This is a genomic window from Bradyrhizobium sp. SZCCHNRI1029 (assembly GCF_032487555.1).
Taxonomy (GTDB): domain Bacteria; phylum Pseudomonadota; class Alphaproteobacteria; order Rhizobiales; family Xanthobacteraceae; genus Bradyrhizobium.
The window spans coordinates 301,284-324,723 of the sequence record NZ_JAUEUK010000005.1 but is presented as its reverse complement, the minus strand read 5'-3'; the positions used below and the strand labels follow the sequence as shown (position 1 = coordinate 324,723).

The following is a 23,440-nucleotide window of genomic DNA, read 5'->3' as shown; positions in this document are numbered from 1 at the left end:
ATGGCTCACCCTCCCCTGGAGGGGGAGGGTGACCGCGGCACGCAGCCCGCCGAGCTCGGCGCAGCGTTACTCAGAACGTGCGGATGATCTTGAAGTCCAGCCCGTCGGCCGCGGCGAGATGCATCGCCATGTCGGCGCGGCCCTGCCGGATCGTCACCTCGCCGCGCGCGCCGGAATAGACGATGTTGCGGCCGGCGGCAGCGAGCGGTCGCAGGGACAGCGAGCCGGCGCGCTCGGCCGCCGCCTTGAGAAAGCGCAGGCCCTCGTAGTTCGACTGGCCGACCGATCCGACCGGCGGCGCATCGGCGCCGAACATCGCGGTGTAGCGGCTCATGAACGCGTCATTGGCCTTGGAGCCGATGCAACAGAAATAGCCGGAGGCCGAATACAGGTTCTCGGTGTTGTCGGCGCCGATGCCGAGCAGCACCGTTTCGTCCACCGCGCCGGCGAGACGCAGCGTGGTCGCGGCGAGGCCCGACTCGCCGAAGGCGCGATTGAAGGTAATGCTGTCGGTGCCGATCAGCGAGATCAGCACGACGTCGGGCCTGGCGGCGCGGATCCGCGCCAGATGCGCCTCGTGATCATCCTCGCCCACCGGCACGAACTCCTCGCCGACCACCTGGCCGCCGGCCTCGGTGATGAAGGTCTTGGTCTGGAGGTGCGACTGCCACGGCCAGACATAGTCGCTGCCGATCAGATACCAGCGCCGGGCGCGCTTGTTCTCCGCCAGCCAGTGGATGGCGGGGCGCGTCTGGCTGTGCGGCGTCTCGCCGATCGCCATCACGCCGGGCGTGCGCTCGCCGCCTTCATAGACCGGCGTATACACATAGGGGATGCGTCCGCGGGTGAGGCAGCGCAGCGCCAGCCTCACCGCGCTGATATGCGAGCCCATGACCACGTCGATGTCGTCGAATTCGAGCGCGTCCCTGGCGCGCTCGGCCACCTCGTCCGCCGGCCCGCCGGAATCGTAGAACGACAACTCGATCTCGCGCCCGAGAATGCCACCGTGGCGGTTGATGTCGGACACCGCGAGCAGCGCGCTGTTGGTCGCGGCCGGCCCCCAGATGCCGGGTGACCCGGAGAAGGTGAGGAAGTTGCCGATGCGCAGCCTGTTGTGGGAGCCGCGCCGCTGGATACGGTCAGGATCGAAGGGGGCGAGTGCAGGAAGGCCGGCCCGCCGGGGCGGGCTCCTGAACAGCAGGGATGGCGGCAGACGGAGACGCCCGGCCGTGACAGATCCTGTCGAGAGCACACCCACTCCTTGGCCGCAACCGTGCCTGGCCCATTGTGGGCCGGCGGTCATACGCCGTCAAAATCAGCACGAGTTCGGCAAATATCCTATTCGAAAATGTTGAATGTTCAAGAATTAGGATGCATATAGATCGGGCAGCTACTGCCGGACATTCATTCAAGTCGGGACCGCAAGCGAAGTTCACCGTGGCCAAACCGCCCCATCCCAACAGCCCCCTCACCGAACATCTCGCCTACCTGCTCGCGCAGGCCAACCGGGAGATCAACCGGCAGCTGGAGTCGCGCCTGAGCACCGAGGGCGTGCCCGTCGAGCAGTGGCGCATCCTCAAGGTGCTCTCCGACGGCGAGGGGCACTCGATGGGCGATCTCGCCGACGCGGTCCTGCTGAACCACCCGACCCTGACCAAGATGATCGACCGCATGGTCTCCGACTCGCTGGTCTACCGCCGCCAGGACGCCCACGACCGGCGCAAGGTGCTGATGTTCATCAGCGATCATGGCAAGGCGCTATGCAAGCGGCTGAACTCGCTGGCCGCCAGCCAGGAGGCGCACATCCTGGAGAACTACGGCGACAAGGCCACCGGCGAGCTGAAGCGGCTCTTGGAAAATCTGATCGACGCGGCGAGCTGAGGCACGCTGCGCGGCCGACATCAGGGCTAAGCTCTATCCTCCCGTCATTGCGAGCGCAGTGTTCAGCCCGGGGACATAGCTGACACCTGTTCGGGGACATAGTTGACAGTTTTGGGGTCGCGCAGATCAATCGCTGCGATCTGATGTGCGGCAAAGAAAATTCCGAACTTTCCGTCGGCACTGAGTGGCCGGATAGCCAGCCGCTCACCTCGGAAGGCTTGCGGGACTTTCCAGAGCCGCCCCTCGAAACTGACGTAGGCCTTCGTGCTCGACACGGAACGGATGCTCTCACCCTCGTCGTATTCGACGATCGGAAGCCGGTCGGGCATCGCACATTGGCTCGGTTGATAGCGGCTTGCCGGCACGTCGAAGTTCAAGGCCTCATGCGGCCGGTCGAGATTGTAGACGGAGCGCCATCCGTCGAGTGCCCGCTGGACATCGGGAAGATCACGGTAGCGCCTGAAGGCAAACACCTCGGCCTTCAGACTACGGTGGAAGCGTTCGTTCTTGCCGCGGCTCTGAGGATGGTAGGGCCGGCTGTGGATCGTTCGAACGCCGAGCTTCAGAAGCCAGACCGTCAACGCGGTCCAGGGGTCTTCGAGGGTAAATCCCCAGGGGCCACCATTGTCGACGAACATCGCATCCGGCAGTCCATAACGGCGGAACGTCGTCTCCAAATGTCCTTTGACCGTAGAGCCGCGCTCGTTGTCACAAGCCGCCAGGCACAACGAGAAGCGGGAGTGATCGTCCAACGCTGTCAGCGGATGACAGGACACACCGTTCTCCAGCGCACTGTGCCCCTTGAAGTCCATCTGCCACAGCTGATTGGGCGCATCCTTCTCGAACCGCGTGTAGGGCTGTCCGGGCGCGCCTGCAGGCTCGACCACTCGATCGTAGCGGCGCAGGATGGTGTGCACGGTGGATATCGCCGGGACAGCTTGACCATCACGCTCAAGACACCGTGCGAGCTTGCGCGCGCCCCAGGCCGGGTGAGCATCGCGCAATGCGACAATCTGCTGCTCGGTCGCAGCCGCGGTGCGCTCCGGACTTCGATGAGGCCGCCGCGACCGATCCGCCAGCGCCGTGTCCCCAGCGTCATGCCGCTGGATCCATTTGTAGCCCGTCTGAGGGCTGATGCCGAACCGCCGACACAGCTCCCGCCGGTTCGCCCCTTCCTGCTTGGCAAGCATCACAAACTCTCGTCGCTGGTCCATGACAGACACCTCTCGCCACGGCATCGCTCGCCCCTCTGCTTGACGAATCGAGCCGATTTTGAAGTGTCAACCATCTCCCCGAACACCCGTCAGCTATGTCCCCGGGCTGAACATCAGCGAAGCAATCCAGAGTCTTGGGCGGGACTCTGGATTGCTTCGCTGCGCTCGCAATGACGCGGAAATCGGAGCGGTCTTCGCGTCGCATCAAGACGACTTGACCACGCCTCGTCTCCTCGCCTGCGGCAAATCGGGCGGTCCGCCCGGCAACGCCGGGATAGACGCAAGACGAATCCTCCCTCATCCTGTCCTGTGACGATCGCGACGAACGGGCCGCATAGAGCCCGCGCGCGGTCGCCGGCCGCAATCGACCGGACGAGGACACGACACAGGGAGGACAGGCCATGGGCATTCACCTGCTCGATCGCGCCATCGGCAGCGATTATCCGACATTCGCAAGCACCGCTGACATCCGCGCCTTCGAGCAGACGCCGTATGGCGAACGGATCGCCGCGCAGAGCACCTATGAGGCGTTGAAGTGCGGCGCCTCGGTCAACCCGGATGCGCCGGCGATCCAGTTTCTGACCAACGCCGATCCGGCCGACACGCCGGTCGTGATCTCCCATCGCGACTTCATCGCCCGGGTGACGCAGGCGGCGAACATGTTTCATGCGCTCGGCGTCGGCCCCGACGACGTCGTCAGCTTCATGCTGCCTTTGGTGCCCGACGCCTTCGTCACGCTGTTCGGCGCCGAGGCCGCCGGCATCGCCAACCCGGTCAATCCGCTGCTCGAGCCGCACCAGATCGCCGAGATTCTCGATGCCGCCAGGACCAAGGTGCTGGTGGCGCTCGGCCCCCTGCCCGGCACCGACATCTGGCAGAAGGTCGAGAAGGTGCGCGGCGGCCTCAAGCACCTCAAGGCGATCGTGCAGGTGCATGGCGGCGGCGGGGACCCCGCCAACGGCATTCACGCGTTCAATGACCTGATCGGAGCGCAGCCGAGCGACCATCTCGTCAGCGGCCGGCAGATCAAGGCCAGCGACACCGCCGCCTATTTCCACACCGGCGGCACGACCGGCACGCCGAAGCTGGTGCGCCACAGCCATGGCAACCAAGTCTATCAGGCCTGGGGGATCAACCTGGTCCTGAAGGCCAAGCCCGGCGGCACCTTGCTGTTCGGCATGCCGCTATTCCATGTCGGGGGATCGCTGACCCAGGCGCTGCAGACGCTCTCCGCCGGCGGCAGCCTCGTCGTGCTGTCGGGCGCCGGCTGGCGCAATCCGAATGCGGTGCGCAACATCTGGGGCCTGGTCGAGCGCTTCAAGCCGGAGACGCTGTCGAGCGTGCCGACGGTGCTGGCGGCGACGCTCGCGGTGCCGCAAGGCGCCGCCGACATCTCCAGTCTGCGCTATGCCGCGGGCGGCGGCTCGGCGATTCCGGTCGCCGTGGGGCAGGCGATCATGGACAAGCTCAAGCTGCCGGTGATCGAGGTCTACGGCATGACCGAGACCGCGAGCGTGCACACCATGGCCTATCCGGACCAGCCGATCCGGCTCGGCTCGGTCGGCCTGCCGCTGCCTTACGCGAAGGTGCGGATCGTCAAGCTCGATGCCGACGGGCGCTATGAGCGCGACTGCGCAACGGATGAGATCGGCGTCGTCATCATGGCCGGGCCCGGCGTGTTCTCCGGCTATCTCGACGACGCCCACAACAAGGGCGCCTTCGTCCAGGGCCATTGGGTCAATTCCGGCGATCTCGGCCGGCTCGATGCCGACGGCTTCCTGTGGATCACTGGCCGCGCCAAGGACCTCGTGATCCGCGGCGGCCACAACATCGATCCGGCGCCGATCGAGGAGATCCTGTTCCAGCATCCGGCCGTGGGCTTCGCCGCGGTGGTCGGTCAGCCCGACGCCTATGCGGGCGAGCTGCCGATCGGCTATGTGCAGCTCAAGCCCGGCGCGAGCGTGCAACCGGGCGAGCTGGAGGACTGGGTGCGCGCCCGCACTCCGGAGCGCGCCGCGGTGCCGGTGCAGATCATCCCGATCGATCCGATGCCGGTGACCGGCGTCGGCAAGGTGTTCAAGCCGCAACTGCGCTGGGACGCCGCGACGCGGGTGTTCGCCAAGGTGTTGTCGCAACTGACCGACCGCGGCATCGATTGCAGCGTCAAGGTCGGACCGCACGGCAGCCACGGCAGCATCGCGACGGTGACCTTGCGCAACGTGCCGGCGGAGACCCGCGAGGCGGTCGAGAACGAGGTGCACACATTGCTGGCGCCGTTCGTGATCCGGCACGAGGTGGTGATGGAGTGAGCCGCGATTCCGGGTGAGACAGCCGTCTCGGCATTTGATCGGGACGGTGGTGCTCTGGCACGATGCTGACGCGTTTCGTCACGTTTGCCAGGCCGGGACGGATGAACCCAACCGACATCACCATCGCGATCGAAGATGCCAGACAGGCTGATGTGGCCGACCTCATCGCGGAGGCCAATGCCTTTCTGCGGACGCTATACCCTGCTGAAAGCAATCATCCCGTCGATGCCCACGCGCTTTCGGTGCCCGGGGCCGCATTTTTTGCCGCCCGTCGTGACGGGACGCTGCTCGGATCGATCGCCCTTCGGCTCATTGGTCCAGGACACGCCGAGATCAAGCGATTGTTCGTCCGCGAAACCGCCCGCGGCTGTGGGCTCGGACGCAGGCTCCTCATGACGTTGGAAGACGAGGCCCAAGGTCGCGGGCTTGGCCGCGTGAGCCTCGAAGTGGGCATCAGACAGCCGCAGGCGATCCAGCTCTATCGCAGCTCCGGCTATCAGGATTGCGGGCCGTTCGGGATCTACCGACTCGATCCGCTCAGCCTGTTCATGACCAAACGGCTGGTGGCTTGACCAGGCTGGCTCGAACGGTGCTTGGGTGTCCGGATGCATCGAACGTGCAGTCAGGGGGAGTGACGACAGGTCGGACAACAAAGTATCCCCGCGCGGCGGCGCCTCACCCCGGCCTCCTCCCTCGTCAGAACGAGGAGAGGGAGCCGACTGTCTATGCCGCGACTCATCGCCTATGATCCTGTCAGGAGCCACGGATTCCGACGCGTGAGAGCTCTCGGCTCCGCTAGTCCGGATGCGCCCTTGGCTTCGTCGATTGCAGCCGCAGCTCACCCGTTGGATTTGCCACCCCCTTGTCGGCAGCAACCCTGCGCAACAGATCCGGCCGATCGGAAATGATGCCATCGACGCCGGTGTCGATCAGTCGCGCCATGTCCTCCGGCTTGTTCACGGTCCAGACCACGACCTGCAGCCCGAGCGCATGCGCTTCGGCGACCAACCCCGGCGTGATGTCGGCGAAATAGGGTAACCACACCTTGCCGCCGGCCGCTTTGATCGTGCGCGGCAGCGAGCCGCCGTGATCGGCAGGATTGAAGCCGGCGGTCCAGCGGGTGGCCTCGGTCAACGACACCGTCGGCGCCTTGCCCCGCTGCAGTGACAAATAGACGGTTGGAATCCGAGGTGCGCGTTGCTGTACCAACTGCAGGGTGCGCCAGTCGAACGACTGGATCATGACGCGATCCGCGAACTGCTCCGCATCGATCAGGCCGAGCAGCAGGCTGACGAACCGCTCGGGGACCGGCGCCTCGTTGGGAAACGCTGGATCGAGCTTGGTCTCGATGTTGAGACGCACATGGTCGTCTCCCGAGCGCCTGACGAGATCGAACACCTGCTTCAGGGTCGGAATGCGCGGCGGCATGTCGCCCGCGAGCGGCTGCTGCTCCGGAAACTGCCTGGCATAGTCGCTGCCGGGGCGAATCCGGCCGACATCGTAGGACTGCACCTCGGCCAGCGGCAGGTCGATCAGCAGCGGTCCGGGCGGCGCGACGTAGTTGCCGGAAGCGTCGCGGGCGAGATCGGGATTGAGCCGCCGCTCGTGCGAGACGACCAGCACGCCGTCGGCCGTGGCGCCGACATCGAGCTCCAGCGTATCGACGCCCAACGCGAGCGCTGCGGCGAAGGCCTGCAGCGTGTTCTCCGGATGCAGTGCCCGCCCGCCGCGATGAGCCTCGACGTCGAAGGCGGTCGCGGGACTCGCCAGGCCGGCCAGCAACAGGGCCGCACAGAGGGAGAGAGTTGGACGGTGCATGGCACCAGCCTACCATGACGGCGCGGATTGCCCATTCCCCTTGTTTCGGCTGGCCTTCTGAATTAGGCCTTTGCCACAGACCGGCGGATAACGCTGGCCACGGATGGATCGAGGGAGGCGATCCGCGCGCTGCACGCGTCGTGCCAGCATCCCTATCGACCCTCCTTTCGAGCTTTGTTTCCCGAGTTCAGGCGCGACGGACCCATGCCCATGACCGACCTTCCTGTCATCATCGCCGGCGGCGGCATCGGCGGCCTTGCGACCGCACTCACCCTGCAGCAGATCGGCGTGCCCTGCGTCGTCTACGAGAGCGTGCGCGAGATGCGGCCGCTCGGGGTCGGCATCAACCTGCAGCCCAATGCCGTGCGCGAGCTGTATGATCTGGGCATTGGCGCCGACGATCTCGATCAGGTCGGCGTGCCCGCGAAGGAATGGGCGCTGGTCGGGCTGAACGGCAACGACATCTATTCCGAGCCGCGCGGGCTGCTTGCCGGCTACAATTGGCCGCAATATGCGGTTCACCGCGGCAGGCTGCACATGCTGCTTTACAGCCGGCTGGTACAGCGGGCTGGCGCTGATTGCGTACGGCTCGGCAGCCGCGTCAGCGGCTATGAGAAGCATGCGGACGGCTCCGTGACCGCACGCGTCGAGCATGCCGATGGGTCGCGCTCCGAGCGGCGCGGGCGGCTCCTGATCGGCGCCGACGGCATCCACTCGGCGGTGCGCGCGCAGATGCACCCGGCGCAGCCGCCCATCCATTGGGGCGGCGCGGTGATGTGGCGCGGCGTCACCTGGGCGAAGCCGATGCGCACCGGATCATCCTTCGTCGGACTCGGCACCCATCGCCATCGCGTCGTGGTCTATCCGATCTCGCATCCCGACCCCAAGACGGGGCTGGCGCTGATCAACTGGATCGCGGAAGTGACGATGGACAACACCGAGGGCTGGAAGCAGACCGGCTGGTTCCGCCAGGTCCCGGTGCAGGAGTTTGCGCATCACTTCGCCGGCTGGACCTATGACTGGCTCGACGTGCCCGCGCTGATCGCCGGCGCCGATGGCGCCTATGAGAACCCTATGATCGACCGCGATCCGGTCTCGACCTGGGTCGATGGCCCGGTCGCGCTGATGGGCGACGCCGCGCATGCGATGTACCCGACCGGCTCCAATGGCGCGAGCCAGGCGATCGTCGACGCCCGCGTGCTCGGTACCTGCCTGCTCGCGCACGGCGTCACGCCGGCCGCGCTCGCCGCCTATGACGAGAAACTGTGCGGCCCGATTTCGGCTGTCATCCTGCGCAACCGCGGCGCCGGCCCGTTCGGCCTGCTCAATCTGGTCGACGAGCGCTGCGGCGGGACCTTCACCAATATTGACGAGGTCATCCCACCGGCCGAGCGCGACGCGTTCATGGCCGGCTACAAGAAGGCGGCAGGGTTTGCCATCGAGCAGCTCAATGCCGCGCCGCGGACCATTGCCGAGGGGGCGACGGTCGCGAGCCTGTCAACAACCTGAGATTTGCCTTCGCGGCGATCTGACCCCGTGCATATGAGCGAGTCACCTCCACAGCCGCGAGGCGTGATCGCAATGCTGCGACGACTGGGCCGACTGTCCCTCGCCCTCGCACTCCTGATGCACTCGGGGCACGCCGGCCTTGCCGCCGGCTGCCGCAACACAGCGGCAACGTCGCGGCTCGTGGGCCCGATGATCATGGCCGGCTTCTTCGGGACCAAGGCATCGGATGCCGGATTTCAGCAGATTCTGTCCGATCTCGAGGAGGGGCTGATCGGCGGTGTCGTGATCCTCGGCCGCAATGTCGGAACGTCAGATGATCTCGCCGCGATGATCGATCGACTCCGGTCCTGCAAATGCGCGGCTCCTCCGTTCATCGCCATCGACGATGAAGGCGGAACGGTCGAGCGGCTCGGATCGAATGTCGGCCTTGCGGAAACGCCGTCGGCCGCGGAGATCGCCCGCGGCTCCGTCCCGGCGGCGCGCCGCGCTTACGCGGCACTCGCCGAGAAGCTCGCGACGCTGCACATCAACATGAATCTCGCGCCGGTGGTCGATCTCAACACCAACCCGTCGAACCCGATCATCGGTCAGCGGCAACGCAGCTATGGCCGCGACGCCGACACGGTGGTGCGCTACGCGGCAGCCTTCATCCGGGCGCACCGAAGGCAGGGCATCCTGACGGTGCTCAAGCATTTCCCGGGGCATGGATCGTCCACCGCCGACAGCCACGCCGGCATCGCCGACGTCACGACCACCTGGTCATCGGCGGAGCTGAAGCCGTACAGGCGCCTGATCAGGCGGGGACTGGCTGGCGCGATCATGGCCGGGCATCTCGCGCATTCAAGCCGATGGGGCGGCGTCGCCACCCAGAGCGGCGGCCGTGCGATCGATCGGCTGCTGCGCCGCGAGCTCGGCTATGACGGCGTGGTGATGACGGACGATCTCGCCATGAAGGCCATCCTCGATGCCAAGCCGCCGGCCGCCGCCGCCATCGCCGCCGTCAAGGCGGGCGCTGATATCATCATGTTCACCAAATTCAGCGACTAGGACCAGACCTCCGATGTCGGCCGCGAGATCAACGGTGCGCTGACGGCTGCTGTGTGCGCGGGCGAGCTCAAGGCCGGTGCGATGCAACGCTCCGTCGCGCGGATTCGAAGCTGGAGATCAGGCTGGCTTCAGTACAGCCGCAGGCAAGCACAGCAATAGCCTCGTTGTGCGCGGACCTTGGCCCATGGTTTCAGCCGGACGCAGCGCGACATGCTGGAGTTATCAAAGGGTCGCTGCAGGTGAGCCGGTGGCTATGGATCCCGGCGTACGCCGGGATGACGGCGGTGTGTTCGGCGCGGCTCGATCAACAAGCGTCATTGCGAGCCGCCCGGTCCCCGCAAAGCGCGGCCGGATGACAGGCTCCGCGAAGCAATCCAGAGTCGTGGGCGGATCTCTGGATTGCTTCGCTTGCGCTCGCCATCACGGAAGAGAGACCTCGACCCGAGCTTACGCGTACCTGCCGTGGCAGTGCTTGTACTTCTTGCCGGAGCCGCAGGGGCAATCCTCGTTGCGGCCAATCTTGCCCCAGGTCGAGGGATCGTTCGGGTTGCGCGCTTCGGCCGGGACCGGGGCGGCGCCCGAAGAGGGCACGAGTGACACGTTGGCGAAGGCCATCTCGTCCTCGCCGGTGCTGGGATCGGCGTGGTGCGCCTGCATCGGCGGCAGCACCGGCTGCTGCTCCTCCGGTGGCACGATCTCGACCCGCATCAGCTGCGCGGTGACGGCCTCGCGAAGATGCGCGATCATCGCCTCGAACAGCGTGAAGGCTTCCGACTTGTACTCCTGCAGCGGATCGCGCTGGCCGTAGCCGCGCAGGCCGATGACCTGGCGCAAATGGTCGAGCATCACCAGGTGCTCGCGCCAGAGGTGGTCGAGCGTCTGCAGCAGGATGGTCTTCTCGACGTAGCGCATCACGTCGGGGCCCCATTGCGCGACCTTGGCGGCCATGCGCTCGTCGGCGTGGGTCTCGATGCGCTTGAGCAGCTCCTCGTCGGCGATGCCCTCTTCCTTCGCCCATTCGTCGACCGGCAGGTCGATGTCGAGCACGCGCTTCAGCTCTTCTTTCAGGCCGGCGACGTCCCACTGCTCGGCATAGGCGTGCTCGGGAACGTGCTTGGCGACGAGATCGTCGATGAAGGCGTGACGCATGTCGGTGATCGTCTCGACCACGCTCTCGTCCTGCATCAGCTCGACGCGCTGGTCGAAGATCACCTTGCGCTGGTCGTTCTGGACGTTGTCGAACTTCAGGAGGTTCTTGCGGATGTCGAAGTTGCGCGCCTCGACCTTCTGCTGCGCCTTCTCCAGCGCCTTGTTGATCCAGGGATGGATGATGGCCTCGCCTTCCTTCAGGCCGAGCCGGGTCAGCATGCTGTCGAGCCGGTCGGAGCCGAAGATGCGCATTAGGTCGTCTTCCAGCGACAGGAAGAATTTCGACCGGCCGGGGTCGCCCTGACGGCCGGAGCGGCCGCGCAGCTGGTTGTCGATGCGGCGGGATTCATGGCGCTCGGAGCCGATGATGTAGAGGCCGCCTGGCTTGGTCACGGTCTTCGCCGCCTTCGAGCCCTTGGCGGGCTCGATCTCGACCGTCTCCTCGGCCTTCAGCACGATCTCGCGGAAGCGGGCGATGTCGGCCTTGATCTGTTCGATCTTGGCGGCCTTCTCGGCCTCGTCGGTGATCCCGGCGGTCTCCTGCTGCAGGCGCATCTCGAGCGAGCCGCCGAGCTTGATGTCGGTGCCGCGGCCGGCCATGTTGGTCGCGATCGTGATCGCGCCGGGCACGCCGGCTTCGGCCACGATATAGGCTTCCTGCTCGTGGAAGCGCGCATTGAGCACCGCGAACAGTTTCGCGGGCTTGCCGGCGCGGGCCGCCGCATAGAGCTTGTCGAGCGCGCGCTCGCTGCCGAAATCGATCTGCTTGTAGCCATGCTGCTTGAGATAGGCGGCCAGCACCTCGGACTTCTCGATCGAGGCGGTGCCGACCAGCACCGGCTGCAGGCGCGAATTCGCCCGCTCGATCTCGGCGAGGATCGCGGCGTATTTCTCCTGCTGGGTGCGATAGACCTCGTCGTCCTCGTCGAGACGCGCGACCGGCAGGTTGGTCGGGATCTCCAGCACCTCGAGCTTGTAGATGTCGAACAGCTCGTCGGCCTCGGTGGCCGCCGTGCCGGTCATGCCGGCGAGCTTCTCGTACATCCGGAAGTAGTTCTGGAAGGTGATCGAGGCCAGCGTCTGGTTCTCGGGCTGCACCGGCTGGTGCTCCTTGGCCTCGAGCGCCTGGTGCAGGCCTTCCGAATAGCGCCGGCCCGGCATCATGCGGCCGGTGAATTCGTCGATGATCACGACCTCGCCGTCGCGGACGATGTAGTCCTTGTCGCGGGTGAACAGCGTGTGCGCGCGCAGCGCCTGGTTGATGTGGTGCACGACGGAGACGTTCTCGACGTCGTAGAGCGACTCGCCCTTGAGTTGGCCGGCATCGCGCAGCAGGGTCTCGATCTTCTCCATGCCGGCTTCGGTGAGCGTCACCGTGCGCTGCTTCTCGTCGACCTCGTAGTCGGTCTTGTCGAGCTTCGGCACGAAGGTGTCGATGGTGTTGTAGAACTCCGAGCGATCGTCGAGCGGGCCGGAGATGATCAGCGGCGTGCGCGCTTCATCGATGAGAATGGAGTCCACCTCGTCGACGATGGCGAAGAAGTGCCCGCGCTGGACCATGTCCTCCAGCCGGTACTTCATGTTGTCGCGCAGATAGTCGAAGCCGTATTCGTTGTTGGTGCCGTAGGTGATGTCGCAGGCATAGGCCGCCTTGCGCTCGGCATCGTCGAGGCCGTGCACGATCACACCTGTGGTCAGGCCGAGGAAGCCGTAGATCTGGCTCATCCAGCCGGCGTCGCGGCGGGCGAGGTAGTCGTTCACCGTCACGACGTGGACGCCCTTGCCGGCGAGCGCGTTGAGGTAGACTGCGAGGGTCGCCACCAGCGTCTTGCCTTCGCCGGTCTTCATCTCGGCGATGTCGCCCTCGTGCAGCACCATGCCGCCGATCAGCTGGACGTCGAAATGGCGCTGGCCGAGGGTGCGCTTGGAGGCCTCGCGGACGGTGGCGAAGGCCGGGACCAGGATGTCGTCGAGCGTCTTGCCGTCGGCGAGCTGCTTCTTGAACTCCTCGGTGCGCGCCTTGAGCTGCTCGTCGGTCAGCTTGGCGAGCTCCGGCTCCAGCGCATTGATGGCATTGACACGGGACTGGTAACCCTTGACGCGACGGTCGTTGGCGGAGCCGAATAGCTTACGGGCGAGCGCGCCGATCATTGCTGAAATCCTGCCTCTATGGGTCTGCGTTGCAGCCGTAACTCATGGTTTGGGTTTGCTGTTCCCGACGTGATGCACCGCAGCACCCGCGCCAGCCTCGACCTTCGGCGCCGGGCGGCGTCCGCCAGATGAGTGGGAGACAGGCAAACCAGGGTTCAACGGCCAAAAACGCAGCAAAATAAGCGCCATCGCCCTTGAAGCGACCGGGCAGAGATATGGCTGGGGGGGAACGTTGTCAACGGCGCCCGACAGCGGGGCCGTCGTCGCCAACCTGTCGCCGATTTCACGAAATTGACAGACTTTTCGCGTTGCCAAGGCACGGCGATTGGGCGAGTGTCCCGGCCGCCCTGAGGCCTCCCCCTCGAGCCCCCTCTTCTCAACAAGGATTTTCCATGACCACGTCGTTCCCGGTTACGAAAACCGGCCTGCGCCTCGGCCTTGCCACCGCTCTCGCCGGAAGTCTCGCGTTGTCCCTGCTTGCCGCGCCCGCACGCGCCGCCGACGATGCCAACCCGGTGCTGGCCAAGGTGAACGGCGCCGAGATCCGCAAGAGCGACGTGACGCTCGCCGAGGAGGAGCTCGGACAGAGCCTCGCGCAGATGGATCCGGCGACCAAGGACGAGAACGTGCTGTCGTTCCTGATCGACATGAAGCTGGTCGCCAAGGCGGCCGAGGACAAGAAGGTCGCCGATACCGAGGAGTTCAAGAAGCGCCTCGCCTTCACCCGCAACCGGCTGCTGATGGACAGCCTGCTGGCCAGCGAGGGCAAGGCCGCGACCACGCCGGACGCGATGAAGAAGGTCTATGAGGAGGCCGCCAAGCAGATCGGTGGCGAGCAGGAGGTCCACGCCCGCCATATTCTGGTGGAGACCGAGGACGACGCCAAGGCCGTCAAGGCCGAGCTCGCCAAGGGCGCCGATTTCGCCGAACTCGCCAAGAAGAAGTCCAAGGATCCCGGCGCCTCGGACGGCGGCGACCTCGGCTTCTTTACCAAGGAGCAGATGGTGCCGGAATTCGCCAACGTCGCCTTCTCGCTGGAGCCGGGCAAGATCTCCGATCCGGTGAAGACCCAGTTCGGCTGGCACGTCATCAAGGTCGAGGAAAAGCGCAGCCGCAAGCCGCCGGAGTTCGACCAGGTCAAGGGCCAGATCGAGACCTACGTCACCCGCAAGGCCCAGGCCGACTACGTCGGCAAGCTGCGCGAGGCCGCCAAGATCGAGCGCCTGGACAAGCCGGCCGCCGACGCCGCCAAGCCGGCGGACGCGAAGCCCGCCGACGCGAAGCCGGCCGAGCCGGCGAAGAAGTAAGCGGCTCGGCTACTTGGCTCGAGACGGGACATGGTCGCGTCATAAATGGTGTCGTCCCGGCGAAAGCCGGGACCCATACCGCGTGATGTTTGAAACAGGCACGCGGCCGATACCGGGGCTCCCAACTGGACCCTTTGGTTATGGATCCCGGCGTTCGCCGGGATGACAGCAGTGGGTGCAGTGACATCCACTCCCACAACGACGACCGAGATGATACAGAGCGCTTCCCGCTCATTCCTGCCGGAAGCCTCTCCGATGTCCTCAGCCGTCTCCCCGCTCGCCCCCACCGATGTCCCCGACATGCCCGCCGTTGCGGGCGTCAAGCTCGCGACTGCGGCGGCCGGCATCCGCTACAAGAACCGCACCGACGTGCTGCTGGCGCTGCTCGATCCCGGCACCACCGTGGCCGGCGTGTTCACCCTGTCGAAATGCCCGTCGGCGCCGGTCGAATGGTGCCGGGCCAAGCTGAAGGGCGGCAAGGCACGCGCGCTGGTGGTCAACTCCGGCAACGCCAACGCCTTCACCGGCAAGACCGGCAAGCAGTCGACGGCCCTGACGGCGGCGATCGCCGCCAAGGCGGTCGGCTGCAAGCAGGACGAGATCTTCCTCGCCTCGACCGGCGTGATCGGCGAGCCGCTGGATGCGACCAAGTTCGACGGCGTGCTCGAAGGGTTGGCGGGCACCGCGGCCCCTGAGGACTGGATGGGCGCAGCGCGCGCCATCATGACCACCGACACCTTCCCCAAGGTCGCCACCGCCACCGTCAAGCTCGGAAAGGCCAAGGTGACGATCAACGGCATGGCCAAGGGCGCCGGCATGATCGCGCCCGACATGGCGACGATGTTGTCGTTCATCTTCACCGATGCGCCGATTTCGGCCCCCGCGCTGCAGGCCCTGCTCAAGGCCGGCGTCGAGGACACCTTCAACGCGGTGACGATCGACGGCGACACCTCGACATCCGACACGCTGCTCGCCTTCGCCACCGGGGCCGCCGCGGCGAAGGGCGCGCCGAAGATCAGCCGCGCCAGCGATCCGCGCGCGAAAGCGTTCGTGAAGGCGTTCAATGCCGTGCTGGCCGACCTCGCCGAGCAGGTCGCGCGCGACGGCGAGGGCGCCCGCAAGCTGGTCGAGATCATCGTCGAGGGCGCCAAGAGCAAGCCGTCGGCGCGCAGAATCGCGATGTCGATCGCCAACTCGCCGCTGGTCAAGACCGCGATCGCCGGCGAGGACGCCAATTGGGGCCGCGTCGTGATGGCCGTCGGCAAGGCCGGCGAGCCGGCCGACCGCGACAAGCTCTCGATCTCCTTCAACGGCATCCGCGTCGCATCGAAGGGCGCGCGCGATCCGTCCTATGACGAGACGGAAGTCTCCGAGGCGATGAAGGCGCAGAAGGTGCAGATCAAGGTGGCGCTCGGCCTCGGCAAGGGCCGCGACCGCGTGCTGACCTGCGACCTGACCAAGGAGTATGTCGCGATCAACGGCGACTACCGCTCGTAGCCGCCGGGATCAGAGCTGCTGGCTGACATGGACGGTGACCTCGACGCCCTTGGTCACCGGCCGATTGAGCATATCGGCCCCGTGCCGGACGTAGGCAAAGTGGTCTTCGCCGACGAAGCCCGGCTTCGAGACGTACACGACCTGCGCCCCCTGCACGGAGACCACGCCGTGGCTCGCAGCAGACAGCACGCGGACGCCGAAAATCGGTCCGCGCGAGTGCAGGACTGCGATGCTGCAGCGCTTGCCGGTTTTAGCGTACATGTGCCCTTGAGCCGTCTGGTTTTCCAGCGTCGAGAACGGCGGTACGATGCATTTGGCGGCCGAAGCCCCCGCCGAGAACGCCACAGCCAGCACACACGCCAGCGCGGCAGCCTTGATCACGCGAACCTCCCATCGGGTCGAGCACCCGATGGGATTTCACCTCAGGTCGTGACGGCGATCAACGCCATTTTTGATTGCAATCCGCGCCAACTCAACCCGCGATCCGTGCGTCGGCGACCGCCCTGTCGAACAATTTCTGCATCGCATCCGAGATGCCCTGGGTCGGCGACACCTCGAAATAGAACCCATCGGACGCGCAAGCCTGCATGTTCTGCGCAATCTCGCTGTTCGGCGAGGGGCCGAACGGCCCCTTGTTGAACGGATCGATCCAGTTCATGTACCAGTTGTTCGTCGGCAGCTGCAGGTAGGTCGTGTAGAGCACGGCGATCTTGATGCCGCGGCTCTTCAGCGCCGTGCACAGCGCCGGATTGATCGGCGACTGGCAGCGGTTGCCGCCGGCCTTGGGCTTCAGGCACGCGGCATTGCTCTCGTCGGCGACGCCATCGGAGACGAAGAACAGGTATTTCAGCGGCGAACCCGACGTGCCGTCGCCCGGTGTCGCAATCTCGTTGTTGATCGCCGGCAACACGCTGGTGAACGGCGTATCCTTGTCTGCCGTATAGGAATCGTTGTTGCCATACACGCCCATCAGGTCGATGTTCCCGGCGGCACTCTTGGCGCTGGAGAGGCTCGACGAGAGCGAGAACAGCGACCGCAACCCGATCGTCTTCGACGCCGCACCGAAATCATAGATCGCCATGCGGAACTGGTTCGGATAGGTCTGGGTCTGCTGCGCCTTGTCCATCAGCTGCTGGGTGGCGCTGCGCAGCACGTCGATCCGGGTGGTGACGCCGATGCTCTTTGCGAGGTTATAGAAGTTGTTCGAATCGTTGTAGTCGTGGCAGGCAAAGGCGCAATAGCGGTTGCTGCCGTATCTTGCGTCCGATGTCGCATTGACCATCTTGGTCACGTCCGCCGGCGTCGCCGCCACGCCCATCGACGGCGAGTTGTCGAGCAGCAGGTAGAAGTCGATGTATTTCGGCATCGAGGCCTTGGCCGTCGACGAGCCCTGCAGGGTCATGGTCTTGAACCCGACGATGTTCATGAACATCATCGGCACGGTGGCCGTGAACGACACGGTGGCGCTCAGCACCGAGCCGGCCTTCTTCACCTCCGGCGTCAGGCTGGTCAGCGTATAGCCTGAGGTGCCCGACATGTTGCCGTTGAAGATCTTCGCCGCGTCGTCATTGCCGGCGGCGATCACGCCGTCCGAGGTCATCGTGCCTGCGGCGATGAAGGCCGGCGAGGTCCGGGACACCGCGCCGACCGAGGCGGCGTCGACCGCCGCCTGCAGCTTGGCGCGCATCTGGTTGGCGCGGCTGTAGTCGACGCCGCAGCCGACCGCGGTGATCAGCGGGACGCAGACGATCGCGAACGTCACCGCGACGTTGCCGCTGACGTCGTGCCGCAGGCGGCCGAGCAGGCTGGATAAAATTCGCATGAATGATGCCTAACAAACCATGAGGAGGCCATGGCGTTCACCCGTGAAAATACGCGGCCGGCCATTAAGGTTGGCTTATTTCGACCGTGGAAACCGGGCTCGAAACGGCCTAGGTTAAGATTCCCTCAACAGGCGCACCTGGTTCTCGGACCGGCGCATCCCTCTCAAACCGATCGGACCATGCCCGACCTGAAACTCACGCTCGTGGTCGCCTGCGCGCTCGTCGACGCCGACAATCGTGTGCTGCTGGCGCAGCGGCCGCCCGGCAAGACGCTCGCGGGACTCTGGGAGTTTCCCGGCGGCAAGCTCGAGCCCGGCGAGCGCCCCGAAGCCAGCCTGATCCGCGAGCTCGACGAGGAGCTCGGCATCATCGTGCGCGAGGCCTGTCTCGCGCCGCTGACGTTTGCCAGCCACGGCTATGAGACGTTCCATCTGTTGATGCCGCTCTACATCTGCCGGCGCTGGGAAGGCGTGGTCACCGCGCGCGAGGGACAGCAGCTCGCCTGGGTGCGGCCGAACAAGCTGCGCGACTACCCGATGCCCCCGGCGGACATTCCGCTCCTGCCGCATCTGATCGATCTGCTGATGTGAGGCGCCGCGATAGCCTCACGCTCACTCGTCATGCGCGGGCTTGACCCGCGCATCCATCGACATTCGGACTCTTCAAGAGGGATGGATCGCCGGGTCAAGCCCGGCGATGACGAGAGTAGCTATTCATCAGCTCCCGCGCGCGGGCTCCGGTTCACTGCCGCCTCGAGGCTCGCCGTCGCCGAACCCGGCTTCAGCGGCTTCTGCTGGCTCTCGTGCGGGGCCCAGCCTGACAGCCAGATGATGTCGAAGGTGGCGCGGATACGGCCGTCGGGATCGGCGAAGCGCTCGGCATAGATCTGGGCCATGCGCAGCAGGGTGGCGCGGCGCAGCGGCGTGCGGCGGCGCTCGACCAGGCTGTTGGTCGCGCCCATGCGGCGGAGATCCTGCATCAGGCCGAGCGCGCTGGCATAGCGGACCACGACGCGGTCGACGTCGGTGACGGGTAGCGCGAAGCCGGCACGCTGCAGCAGACCGCCGATGTCGCGCAGATCGGCGAACGGCGCGACACGCGGCGAGACGCCGCCCTCGCATTCGGCTTCGGCGGCGGCGAAGCTCTGCCGGAGCTCGGTCAGCGTATCGCCGCCGATCAGCGCCGCCAGCAGCAGACCATCGGGACGCAAGGCCCGGCGAATCTGCACCAGCAGTCCGGGCAGATCGTTGACGAATTGAAACGCCAGCGCCGACAGCGCGAGATCGAGCGACTGCGCGGCCAACGGCAGCCGCTCGTCCGCGGTGGCGGGCGCGGCGATATGCGCGAGCTGCGAGAGGCGTCCCGAAAGATACGGCTTCAAGCCGGCGGCCGGCGTCCAGACGTCGGCAGCCGCGGTGAAGGACCGGTTCACCGCGGCAAGGCGATCCGCGACATCCTCGGCGACGCGCTCCAGCAGGAAGGTCTCGGGCGCGCGCGCAGCCCGCCGCAGCCTGAGCGCGAGCAAGCTGCGATCGAACAGAACGGGAGCGGTGCCGGGCGGGGTCATGGGGGCTGGTTACGCCGATCCTGGTGGCCGGGCAATGCACCGCTTGAGCCGCGTGGGTTGCGGCGCTAGCCTCAACACATGGGTGTGACGTTTGCTCCAATCAGCGTCGGACGACTTCGTGCAGCCGTGGGCGCGCTGCATGGCAGTCTCGCGCGCGTTGCGAAGCTCGCACTCGACGTCGCGCTTCCCACCCTGTGCATCTGCTGCCGCGAGCCGGTCGACGGCGAGGGCGTGTGTGCGGCCTGCTGGGGCAAATTGTCGTTCATCGAGCGGCCGTATTGCCCGAAGCTCGGCATCCCCTTCGTCTACGATCCGGGCCCCGAGCTGCTGTCGATGGAAGCCATCGCGGCGCCACCGGCCTATGCCCGCGCCCGCGCCGCCGTGCGCTATGACGAGGTCGCCCGCGCGCTGGTGCATCAGCTGAAATATCAGGACCGCACCGATCTGGCGCCGATCATGGGCCGCTGGATGGCTCGCGCCGGCCGCGAGCTGCTGGCCGAGGCCGACCTCGTGGTGCCCGTGCCGTTGCACTGGCGGCGCGGCTTCAGCCGGCGTTACAACCAGTCCGGCGCGCTGGCGCGGGTGATCGCCCGGTCCAGCGGCGTCCGAATGCAGGGCGATGCGCTGCGCCGCGTGCGGGCGACCGAGCAGCAGGTCGGCCTGTCGCGCGCCCAGCGCGCCAGCAATGTGCAGGGCGCATTCCAGGTATCTTCAGACCGCCTGCATGACGTGCAGGGGCGCCGCATCGTCATCGTCGACGACGTGCTGACCACCGGCGCGACGGTGGATGCCTGCGCCCGCGCTCTGCTGCGCGCCAAGGCGGCCGAGGTCAGCGTGCTGGTTTTCGCCCGGGTTGTCGATGCCCCCCGCGCTCCCATATAATCTGTCGTTCCGTAACAGCTGAGCGCGACATGACCGCTGCGATCGAAATCTATACCCGTCCGGGGTGCGGCTACTGCACGGCCGCCAAATCGCTTCTGACCCGCAAGAACGTTGCCTTCACCGAGCATGACGCGGGCAAGGATCCGACGATCCGGCAGAAGATGTATGATCGTGTCGGCCCGGGCTCGACCTTTCCGCAGATCTTCATCGGCCACACCCATGTCGGCGGCTGCGACGACCTCTATGCGCTCGATCGCGAGGGCAGGCTCGACGCCATGCTGGCGGGAGACAAGGCGACATCATGAGCAACGACCGCAGCTTTACCGCCGCCATGGTGCAGATGCGCACCTCGCTCCTGCCCGAGCCGAGCCTCGAGCAGGGCATCAGGCTGATCCGGGAAGCGGTCGCGCAGGGCGCGGAGTACGTCCAGACGCCGGAAGTGAGCAACATGATGCAGCTCAACCGGACGGCGCTGTTCGAGCAGCTCAAGAGCGAGGCGGACGATCCCTCTCTCAAAGCCTATCAGGCGCTCGCCAAGGAGCTGGGCATCCATCTGCACATCGGATCGCTGGCGCTGCGCTTCTCGGCAGACAAGGCCGTGAACCGCTCGTTCCTGATCGGGCCCGAGGGCAACGTGCTGGCGAGCTACGACAAGATCCACATGTTCGACATCGACCTGCCGGGCGGTGAGAGCTATCGCGAGTCGGCGAATTATCAGCCGGGCGAGACGGCCGTGATCTCGGATCTGCCCTGGGGTCGTCTGGGGCTGACGATCTGCTACGACGTGCGCTTCCCGGCGCTGTATCGTGCGCTGGCCGAGAGCGGCGCCTCCTTCATCAGCGTGCCCTCCGCCTTCACCCGCAAGACCGGCGAGGCGCACTGGCACACGCTGCTGCGCGCCCGCGCCATCGAGACGGGATGCTTCGTGTTCGCCGCCGCCCAGTGCGGCCTGCACGAGAACAAGCGCGAGACCTTCGGCCATTCGCTGATCATCGATCCCTGGGGCGAGATTCTCGCCGAGGGCGGCGTCGAGCCCGGCGTGATCATGGCGCGCATCGATCCGTCGCGGGTCGAGAGCGTGCGCCAGACCATTCCTTCGCTGCAACACGGCCGCCGGTTCGGCATCGCCGACCCCAACGCGGGTCCGGACTATCTGCACCTGGTGCGGGGCTCGGCATGATCCGCTATGCGCTGCGCTGCGAGCGTGACCATACGTTCGAAAGCTGGTTCCAGAGCTCCTCGGCCTACGATTCGCAGGTGAAGCGCAAGCTGGTGGAATGCCCGACCTGCGGCTCGACCAAGGTCGAGAAGGCGATCATGGCGCCGCGCATCGTCAGCAAGAAGGGCCGCGAGGCCGTGCCGGTACCGGCCTCACCGACGCCAGCGCAGGAAGTGATTCCGCCGGGATCGACCGCGCTGATGATGGCGCAGGAGCGCGAGCTGCGCGCCAAGCTCAAGGAGCTGCGCGACCACATCGTCAAGAACGCCGACGATGTCGGCGAACGATTCCCGACCGAAGCCCGCAAGATGCATTACGGCGAGACCGAGCACCGGCCGATCTATGGCGAGGCCTCGCTCGACGAGGCCCGCGAACTGATCGAGGAAGGCATCGAGGTCGCGCCGATCCCGGTGCTGCCGGACGACCGGAATTGAGCAATAGAGACGCCCTCTCCGTCATTGCGAGCGAAGCGAAGCAATCCAGCGCCGGGCAAAGATTCTGGATTGCTTCGCTTCGCTCGCAATGACGGTTGAAATACCTTGTCTCGAACTGCCTTCTTGGTCTGAGCGATAGCGATGTCCCCCCTCTCCTCCTCCTGGCAGCTCTGGGCTCTCCTCTCCGCGCTGTTTGCGGCCCTCACCGCCATCTTCGCCAAGGTTGGCGTCGAGGGGCTCAACTCCGACCTCGCTACGCTCATCCGCACGGCGATCGTGCTGGTGACGCTAGCGCTGATCCTGTTTTCGACAGGCCAGCTGACGAGCCCCGGCCCGATCTCGATGAAGAGCTGGGTCTTCCTCACACTGTCGGCGCTCGGCACCGGCGCCTCGTGGCTGTGCTACTTCCGCGCCCTGAAGCTCGGACCAGCGACGCTGGTCGCGCCGATCGACAAACTCAGCGTCGTGCTGGTCGCCTTGTTCGGCGTCGTGTTTCTCGGCGAACGACCGAGCCTGCAGGGCTGGATCGGCATCGCCCTGATCGCGACCGGCGCCGTGCTGATCGCGATCAAGGGCTGACTACACGGCGACCAGCAGCGCCACGCCGGCGACGATCAGCGTGATGCCGCCGATCTCGCGCAGCGAAACCGGCTGCTTGAACGAATAGTACGACACGCCCTGCGCGAACAGTACCTCGATCAGCGCGAGCGTGCGGACGTTGGCGGCCGCGGTCAGCGCGAACGCCAGGAACCAGAACTGCGACGCGAAGGCGCCGACGAAGCCGGCCATCATCGATGGCCGCCACAGCGACAGGATTCCGCGCAGGATGTCGGGCGCGCGCGCCAGCAGATAGACGGTGAGGAGCGCCGTCTGCACGAATAGGCCCCAGACCAGCGTGTACGACGCGGCGGTGACGAAGGACACGCCGTCGACGGTGATGATGGCGCCGCGGAAGCCGACGGCCGACAAGGCGAACGACGCCGCGGCAACCAGGCCGGTTACGGTCGGCCTCAACTCGGCAAAGCTTTTCTCACCGCCGGGCCTGAGCGCGGTGATGACGACGCCGATGGTGGCGATCAGGATCGCGATCATCTTTGGAAGCGAGAGCGGATCGCCGAGAAAGATGAAGCCGAAGATCGCGGTCTGGATCGCTTCGGTCTTCAGATAGGCCGTGGTGACGACGAAGGAGCGGTCGGTCATCGCCAATAGCATCAGCCCGGTGGCGATGATCTGGCTGAGCGCACCGAGCAGCAGCCACGGCCAGAACACCGCCGGCGGCCACGGCAGGTGGTCGCCGGTGGCCAGCAGCACCGCGGTCAGGAACACCAGCGAGAACGGAAAGCCGAACAGGAAGCGGATATTGGTCGCCCCCCAGGTGCCGAGCTTCGCCGTCAGCGACCGCTGCATCGCATTGCGCGCGACCTGGCCGGCGGCGGCAACCAACGTGAACGGAATCCAGAGCGAGGTGATGGGGAGCATGCGGCACAATGCAGTAGTGAGATTGGCACCGTGACGACCACGGGGCGCTGGGTCAACAGCGGTGAGGCGGTTCAGCCGCATGTCAGGATTGCAGCTCTCGCCGGAAGGGCCAGGACGGATTGCGTCTTGTGGTAACCTCGCGCCACACATCCGG

At 66.1% G+C, this 23,440-nt stretch carries 21 protein-coding genes; 13 read left to right on the top strand and 8 right to left on the bottom strand.

Annotation, left to right across the window (positions count from 1 at the left end):
• Nucleotides 1-70 precede the first annotated feature (70 nt).
• On the bottom strand, nt 71-1,252 hold the full coding sequence (locus QW861_RS16550) for a substrate-binding domain-containing protein (protein WP_315752312.1): 1,182 nt from the start codon (nt 1,250-1,252) through the stop codon (nt 71-73).
• A gap of 185 nt (nt 1,253-1,437) precedes the next feature.
• Here QW861_RS16550 and QW861_RS16545 point away from each other — a divergent pair, with 185 nt between their 5' ends.
• Entirely contained in the window at nt 1,438-1,881 is a 444-nt protein-coding gene (locus QW861_RS16545; RefSeq protein WP_315715212.1) for a MarR family winged helix-turn-helix transcriptional regulator, read from the top strand.
• Between the two features lie 62 nt (nt 1,882-1,943).
• On the opposite strand, the gene QW861_RS16540 is transcribed toward QW861_RS16545, so the two are convergent.
• Nucleotides 1,944-3,119, bottom strand: a complete 1,176-nt coding sequence (locus tag QW861_RS16540; RefSeq protein ID WP_316193283.1) for an IS481 family transposase — start codon at nt 3,117-3,119, stop codon at nt 1,944-1,946.
• 377 nt (nt 3,120-3,496) lie between these two features.
• Between QW861_RS16540 and QW861_RS16535 the strand changes: the two genes are divergently transcribed.
• Nucleotides 3,497-5,404: an acyl-CoA synthetase gene (locus tag QW861_RS16535; RefSeq protein WP_315751950.1), complete on the top strand. Its 1,908-nt coding sequence runs from the start codon at nt 3,497-3,499 to the stop codon at nt 5,402-5,404.
• Nucleotides 5,405-5,466: 62 nt separating this feature from the next.
• Nucleotides 5,467-5,976, top strand: a complete 510-nt coding sequence (locus QW861_RS16530) for a GNAT family N-acetyltransferase (RefSeq protein ID WP_315715210.1) — start codon at nt 5,467-5,469, stop codon at nt 5,974-5,976.
• Nucleotides 5,977-6,199: 223 nt separating this feature from the next.
• Here the strand turns inward: QW861_RS16530 and QW861_RS16525 are convergent, their stop codons facing one another.
• Nucleotides 6,200-7,222 (bottom strand): glycerophosphodiester phosphodiesterase, encoded by a 1,023-nt coding sequence (locus QW861_RS16525; protein WP_316193282.1) that lies wholly within the window; start codon nt 7,220-7,222, stop codon nt 6,200-6,202.
• 210 nt (nt 7,223-7,432) lie between these two features.
• Here QW861_RS16525 and QW861_RS16520 point away from each other — a divergent pair, with 210 nt between their 5' ends.
• Entirely contained in the window at nt 7,433-8,731 is a 1,299-nt protein-coding gene (locus QW861_RS16520) for a flavin-dependent oxidoreductase (protein WP_315715208.1), read from the top strand.
• Between the two features lie 72 nt (nt 8,732-8,803).
• Nucleotides 8,804-9,778, top strand: a complete 975-nt coding sequence (locus tag QW861_RS16515) for a glycoside hydrolase family 3 N-terminal domain-containing protein (RefSeq protein WP_316193281.1) — start codon at nt 8,804-8,806, stop codon at nt 9,776-9,778.
• A 447-nt stretch (nt 9,779-10,225) separates the two neighbouring features.
• Here QW861_RS16515 and secA read toward each other — a convergent pair whose 3' ends face one another.
• Nucleotides 10,226-13,078: a preprotein translocase subunit SecA gene (secA, locus tag QW861_RS16510; protein ID WP_316193280.1), complete on the bottom strand. Its 2,853-nt coding sequence runs from the start codon at nt 13,076-13,078 to the stop codon at nt 10,226-10,228.
• 392 nt (nt 13,079-13,470) lie between these two features.
• Here secA and QW861_RS16505 point away from each other — a divergent pair, with 392 nt between their 5' ends.
• The gene (locus tag QW861_RS16505) at nt 13,471-14,385 is read left to right on the top strand and encodes a peptidylprolyl isomerase (protein WP_316193279.1); all 915 of its coding nucleotides are present in this window, start codon (nt 13,471-13,473) and stop codon (nt 14,383-14,385) included.
• A gap of 255 nt (nt 14,386-14,640) precedes the next feature.
• A complete protein-coding gene (gene argJ, locus QW861_RS16500) occupies nt 14,641-15,882 on the top strand; it encodes a bifunctional glutamate N-acetyltransferase/amino-acid acetyltransferase ArgJ (protein ID WP_315715203.1) in 1,242 nt (413 codons plus the stop codon).
• Between the two features lie 9 nt (nt 15,883-15,891).
• Here the strand turns inward: argJ and QW861_RS16495 are convergent, their stop codons facing one another.
• Nucleotides 15,892-16,263, bottom strand: coding sequence for a hypothetical protein (locus QW861_RS16495; RefSeq protein ID WP_316193278.1), 372 nt, complete (start codon nt 16,261-16,263; stop codon nt 15,892-15,894).
• Nucleotides 16,264-16,354: 91 nt separating this feature from the next.
• Complete coding sequence (locus tag QW861_RS16490; RefSeq protein ID WP_316193277.1) at nt 16,355-17,704, bottom strand: TadE/TadG family type IV pilus assembly protein; 1,350 nt, start codon at nt 17,702-17,704, stop codon at nt 16,355-16,357.
• Nucleotides 17,705-17,884: 180 nt separating this feature from the next.
• On the opposite strand from QW861_RS16490, the gene QW861_RS16485 reads away from it, so the two are divergent.
• Nucleotides 17,885-18,295: a (deoxy)nucleoside triphosphate pyrophosphohydrolase gene (locus tag QW861_RS16485; protein ID WP_316166260.1), complete on the top strand. Its 411-nt coding sequence runs from the start codon at nt 17,885-17,887 to the stop codon at nt 18,293-18,295.
• Nucleotides 18,296-18,414: 119 nt separating this feature from the next.
• Here the strand turns inward: QW861_RS16485 and QW861_RS16480 are convergent, their stop codons facing one another.
• Entirely contained in the window at nt 18,415-19,272 is an 858-nt protein-coding gene (locus QW861_RS16480) for a methyltransferase domain-containing protein (protein WP_316193276.1), read from the bottom strand.
• Nucleotides 19,273-19,350: 78 nt separating this feature from the next.
• Between QW861_RS16480 and QW861_RS16475 the strand changes: the two genes are divergently transcribed.
• The 5 genes from QW861_RS16475 to QW861_RS16455 all read left to right on the top strand — a co-directional run bounded on the left by QW861_RS16475 (nt 19,351) and on the right by QW861_RS16455 (nt 22,386).
• Complete coding sequence (locus QW861_RS16475) at nt 19,351-20,154, top strand: ComF family protein (RefSeq protein WP_316193275.1); 804 nt, start codon at nt 19,351-19,353, stop codon at nt 20,152-20,154.
• Between the two features lie 29 nt (nt 20,155-20,183).
• On the top strand, nt 20,184-20,459 hold the full coding sequence (gene grxC, locus QW861_RS16470) for a glutaredoxin 3 (RefSeq protein WP_315715197.1): 276 nt from the start codon (nt 20,184-20,186) through the stop codon (nt 20,457-20,459).
• Nucleotides 20,456-21,334 (top strand): carbon-nitrogen hydrolase family protein, encoded by an 879-nt coding sequence (locus QW861_RS16465; RefSeq protein ID WP_315715195.1) that lies wholly within the window; start codon nt 20,456-20,458, stop codon nt 21,332-21,334. Before grxC ends, QW861_RS16465 begins: the two co-directional genes overlap by 4 nt.
• On the top strand, nt 21,331-21,807 hold the full coding sequence (locus tag QW861_RS16460; protein WP_315751936.1) for a DUF1178 family protein: 477 nt from the start codon (nt 21,331-21,333) through the stop codon (nt 21,805-21,807). The genes QW861_RS16465 and QW861_RS16460 overlap by 4 nt, the downstream gene beginning before the upstream one ends.
• Nucleotides 21,808-21,948: 141 nt before the next feature.
• Nucleotides 21,949-22,386, top strand: a complete 438-nt coding sequence (locus QW861_RS16455; RefSeq protein ID WP_315715193.1) for an EamA family transporter — start codon at nt 21,949-21,951, stop codon at nt 22,384-22,386.
• Here the strand turns inward: QW861_RS16455 and QW861_RS16450 are convergent, their stop codons facing one another.
• Nucleotides 22,387-23,286, bottom strand: a complete 900-nt coding sequence (locus tag QW861_RS16450; RefSeq protein ID WP_315715192.1) for a DMT family transporter — start codon at nt 23,284-23,286, stop codon at nt 22,387-22,389.
• Nucleotides 23,287-23,440 lie beyond the last annotated feature (154 nt).

What these genes read in the sequence shown, in the direction of transcription:
- QW861_RS16540 (WP_316193283.1), bottom strand. Translation starts at nt 3,119, where the DNA reads ATGCCGTGGCGAGAGGTGTCTGTCATGGACCAGCGACGAGAGTTTGTG.
- QW861_RS16535 (WP_315751950.1), top strand. Translation starts at nt 3,497, where the DNA reads ATGGGCATTCACCTGCTCGATCGCGCCATCGGCAGCGATTATCCGACA.
- QW861_RS16530 (WP_315715210.1), top strand. Translation starts at nt 5,467, where the DNA reads ATGCTGACGCGTTTCGTCACGTTTGCCAGGCCGGGACGGATGAACCCA.
- QW861_RS16525 (WP_316193282.1), bottom strand. Translation starts at nt 7,222, where the DNA reads ATGCACCGTCCAACTCTCTCCCTCTGTGCGGCCCTGTTGCTGGCCGGC.
- QW861_RS16520 (WP_315715208.1), top strand. Translation starts at nt 7,433, where the DNA reads ATGACCGACCTTCCTGTCATCATCGCCGGCGGCGGCATCGGCGGCCTT.
- QW861_RS16515 (WP_316193281.1), top strand. Translation starts at nt 8,804, where the DNA reads ATGCTGCGACGACTGGGCCGACTGTCCCTCGCCCTCGCACTCCTGATG.
- secA (WP_316193280.1), bottom strand. Translation starts at nt 13,078, where the DNA reads ATGATCGGCGCGCTCGCCCGTAAGCTATTCGGCTCCGCCAACGACCGT.
- QW861_RS16505 (WP_316193279.1), top strand. Translation starts at nt 13,471, where the DNA reads ATGACCACGTCGTTCCCGGTTACGAAAACCGGCCTGCGCCTCGGCCTT.
- argJ (WP_315715203.1), top strand. Translation starts at nt 14,641, where the DNA reads ATGTCCTCAGCCGTCTCCCCGCTCGCCCCCACCGATGTCCCCGACATG.
- QW861_RS16490 (WP_316193277.1), bottom strand. Translation starts at nt 17,704, where the DNA reads ATGCGAATTTTATCCAGCCTGCTCGGCCGCCTGCGGCACGACGTCAGC.
- QW861_RS16485 (WP_316166260.1), top strand. Translation starts at nt 17,885, where the DNA reads ATGCCCGACCTGAAACTCACGCTCGTGGTCGCCTGCGCGCTCGTCGAC.
- QW861_RS16480 (WP_316193276.1), bottom strand. Translation starts at nt 19,272, where the DNA reads ATGACCCCGCCCGGCACCGCTCCCGTTCTGTTCGATCGCAGCTTGCTC.
- QW861_RS16475 (WP_316193275.1), top strand. Translation starts at nt 19,351, where the DNA reads ATGGGTGTGACGTTTGCTCCAATCAGCGTCGGACGACTTCGTGCAGCC.
- grxC (WP_315715197.1), top strand. Translation starts at nt 20,184, where the DNA reads ATGACCGCTGCGATCGAAATCTATACCCGTCCGGGGTGCGGCTACTGC.
- QW861_RS16465 (WP_315715195.1), top strand. Translation starts at nt 20,456, where the DNA reads ATGAGCAACGACCGCAGCTTTACCGCCGCCATGGTGCAGATGCGCACC.
- QW861_RS16460 (WP_315751936.1), top strand. Translation starts at nt 21,331, where the DNA reads ATGATCCGCTATGCGCTGCGCTGCGAGCGTGACCATACGTTCGAAAGC.
- QW861_RS16455 (WP_315715193.1), top strand. Translation starts at nt 21,949, where the DNA reads ATGTCCCCCCTCTCCTCCTCCTGGCAGCTCTGGGCTCTCCTCTCCGCG.
- QW861_RS16450 (WP_315715192.1), bottom strand. Translation starts at nt 23,286, where the DNA reads ATGCTCCCCATCACCTCGCTCTGGATTCCGTTCACGTTGGTTGCCGCC.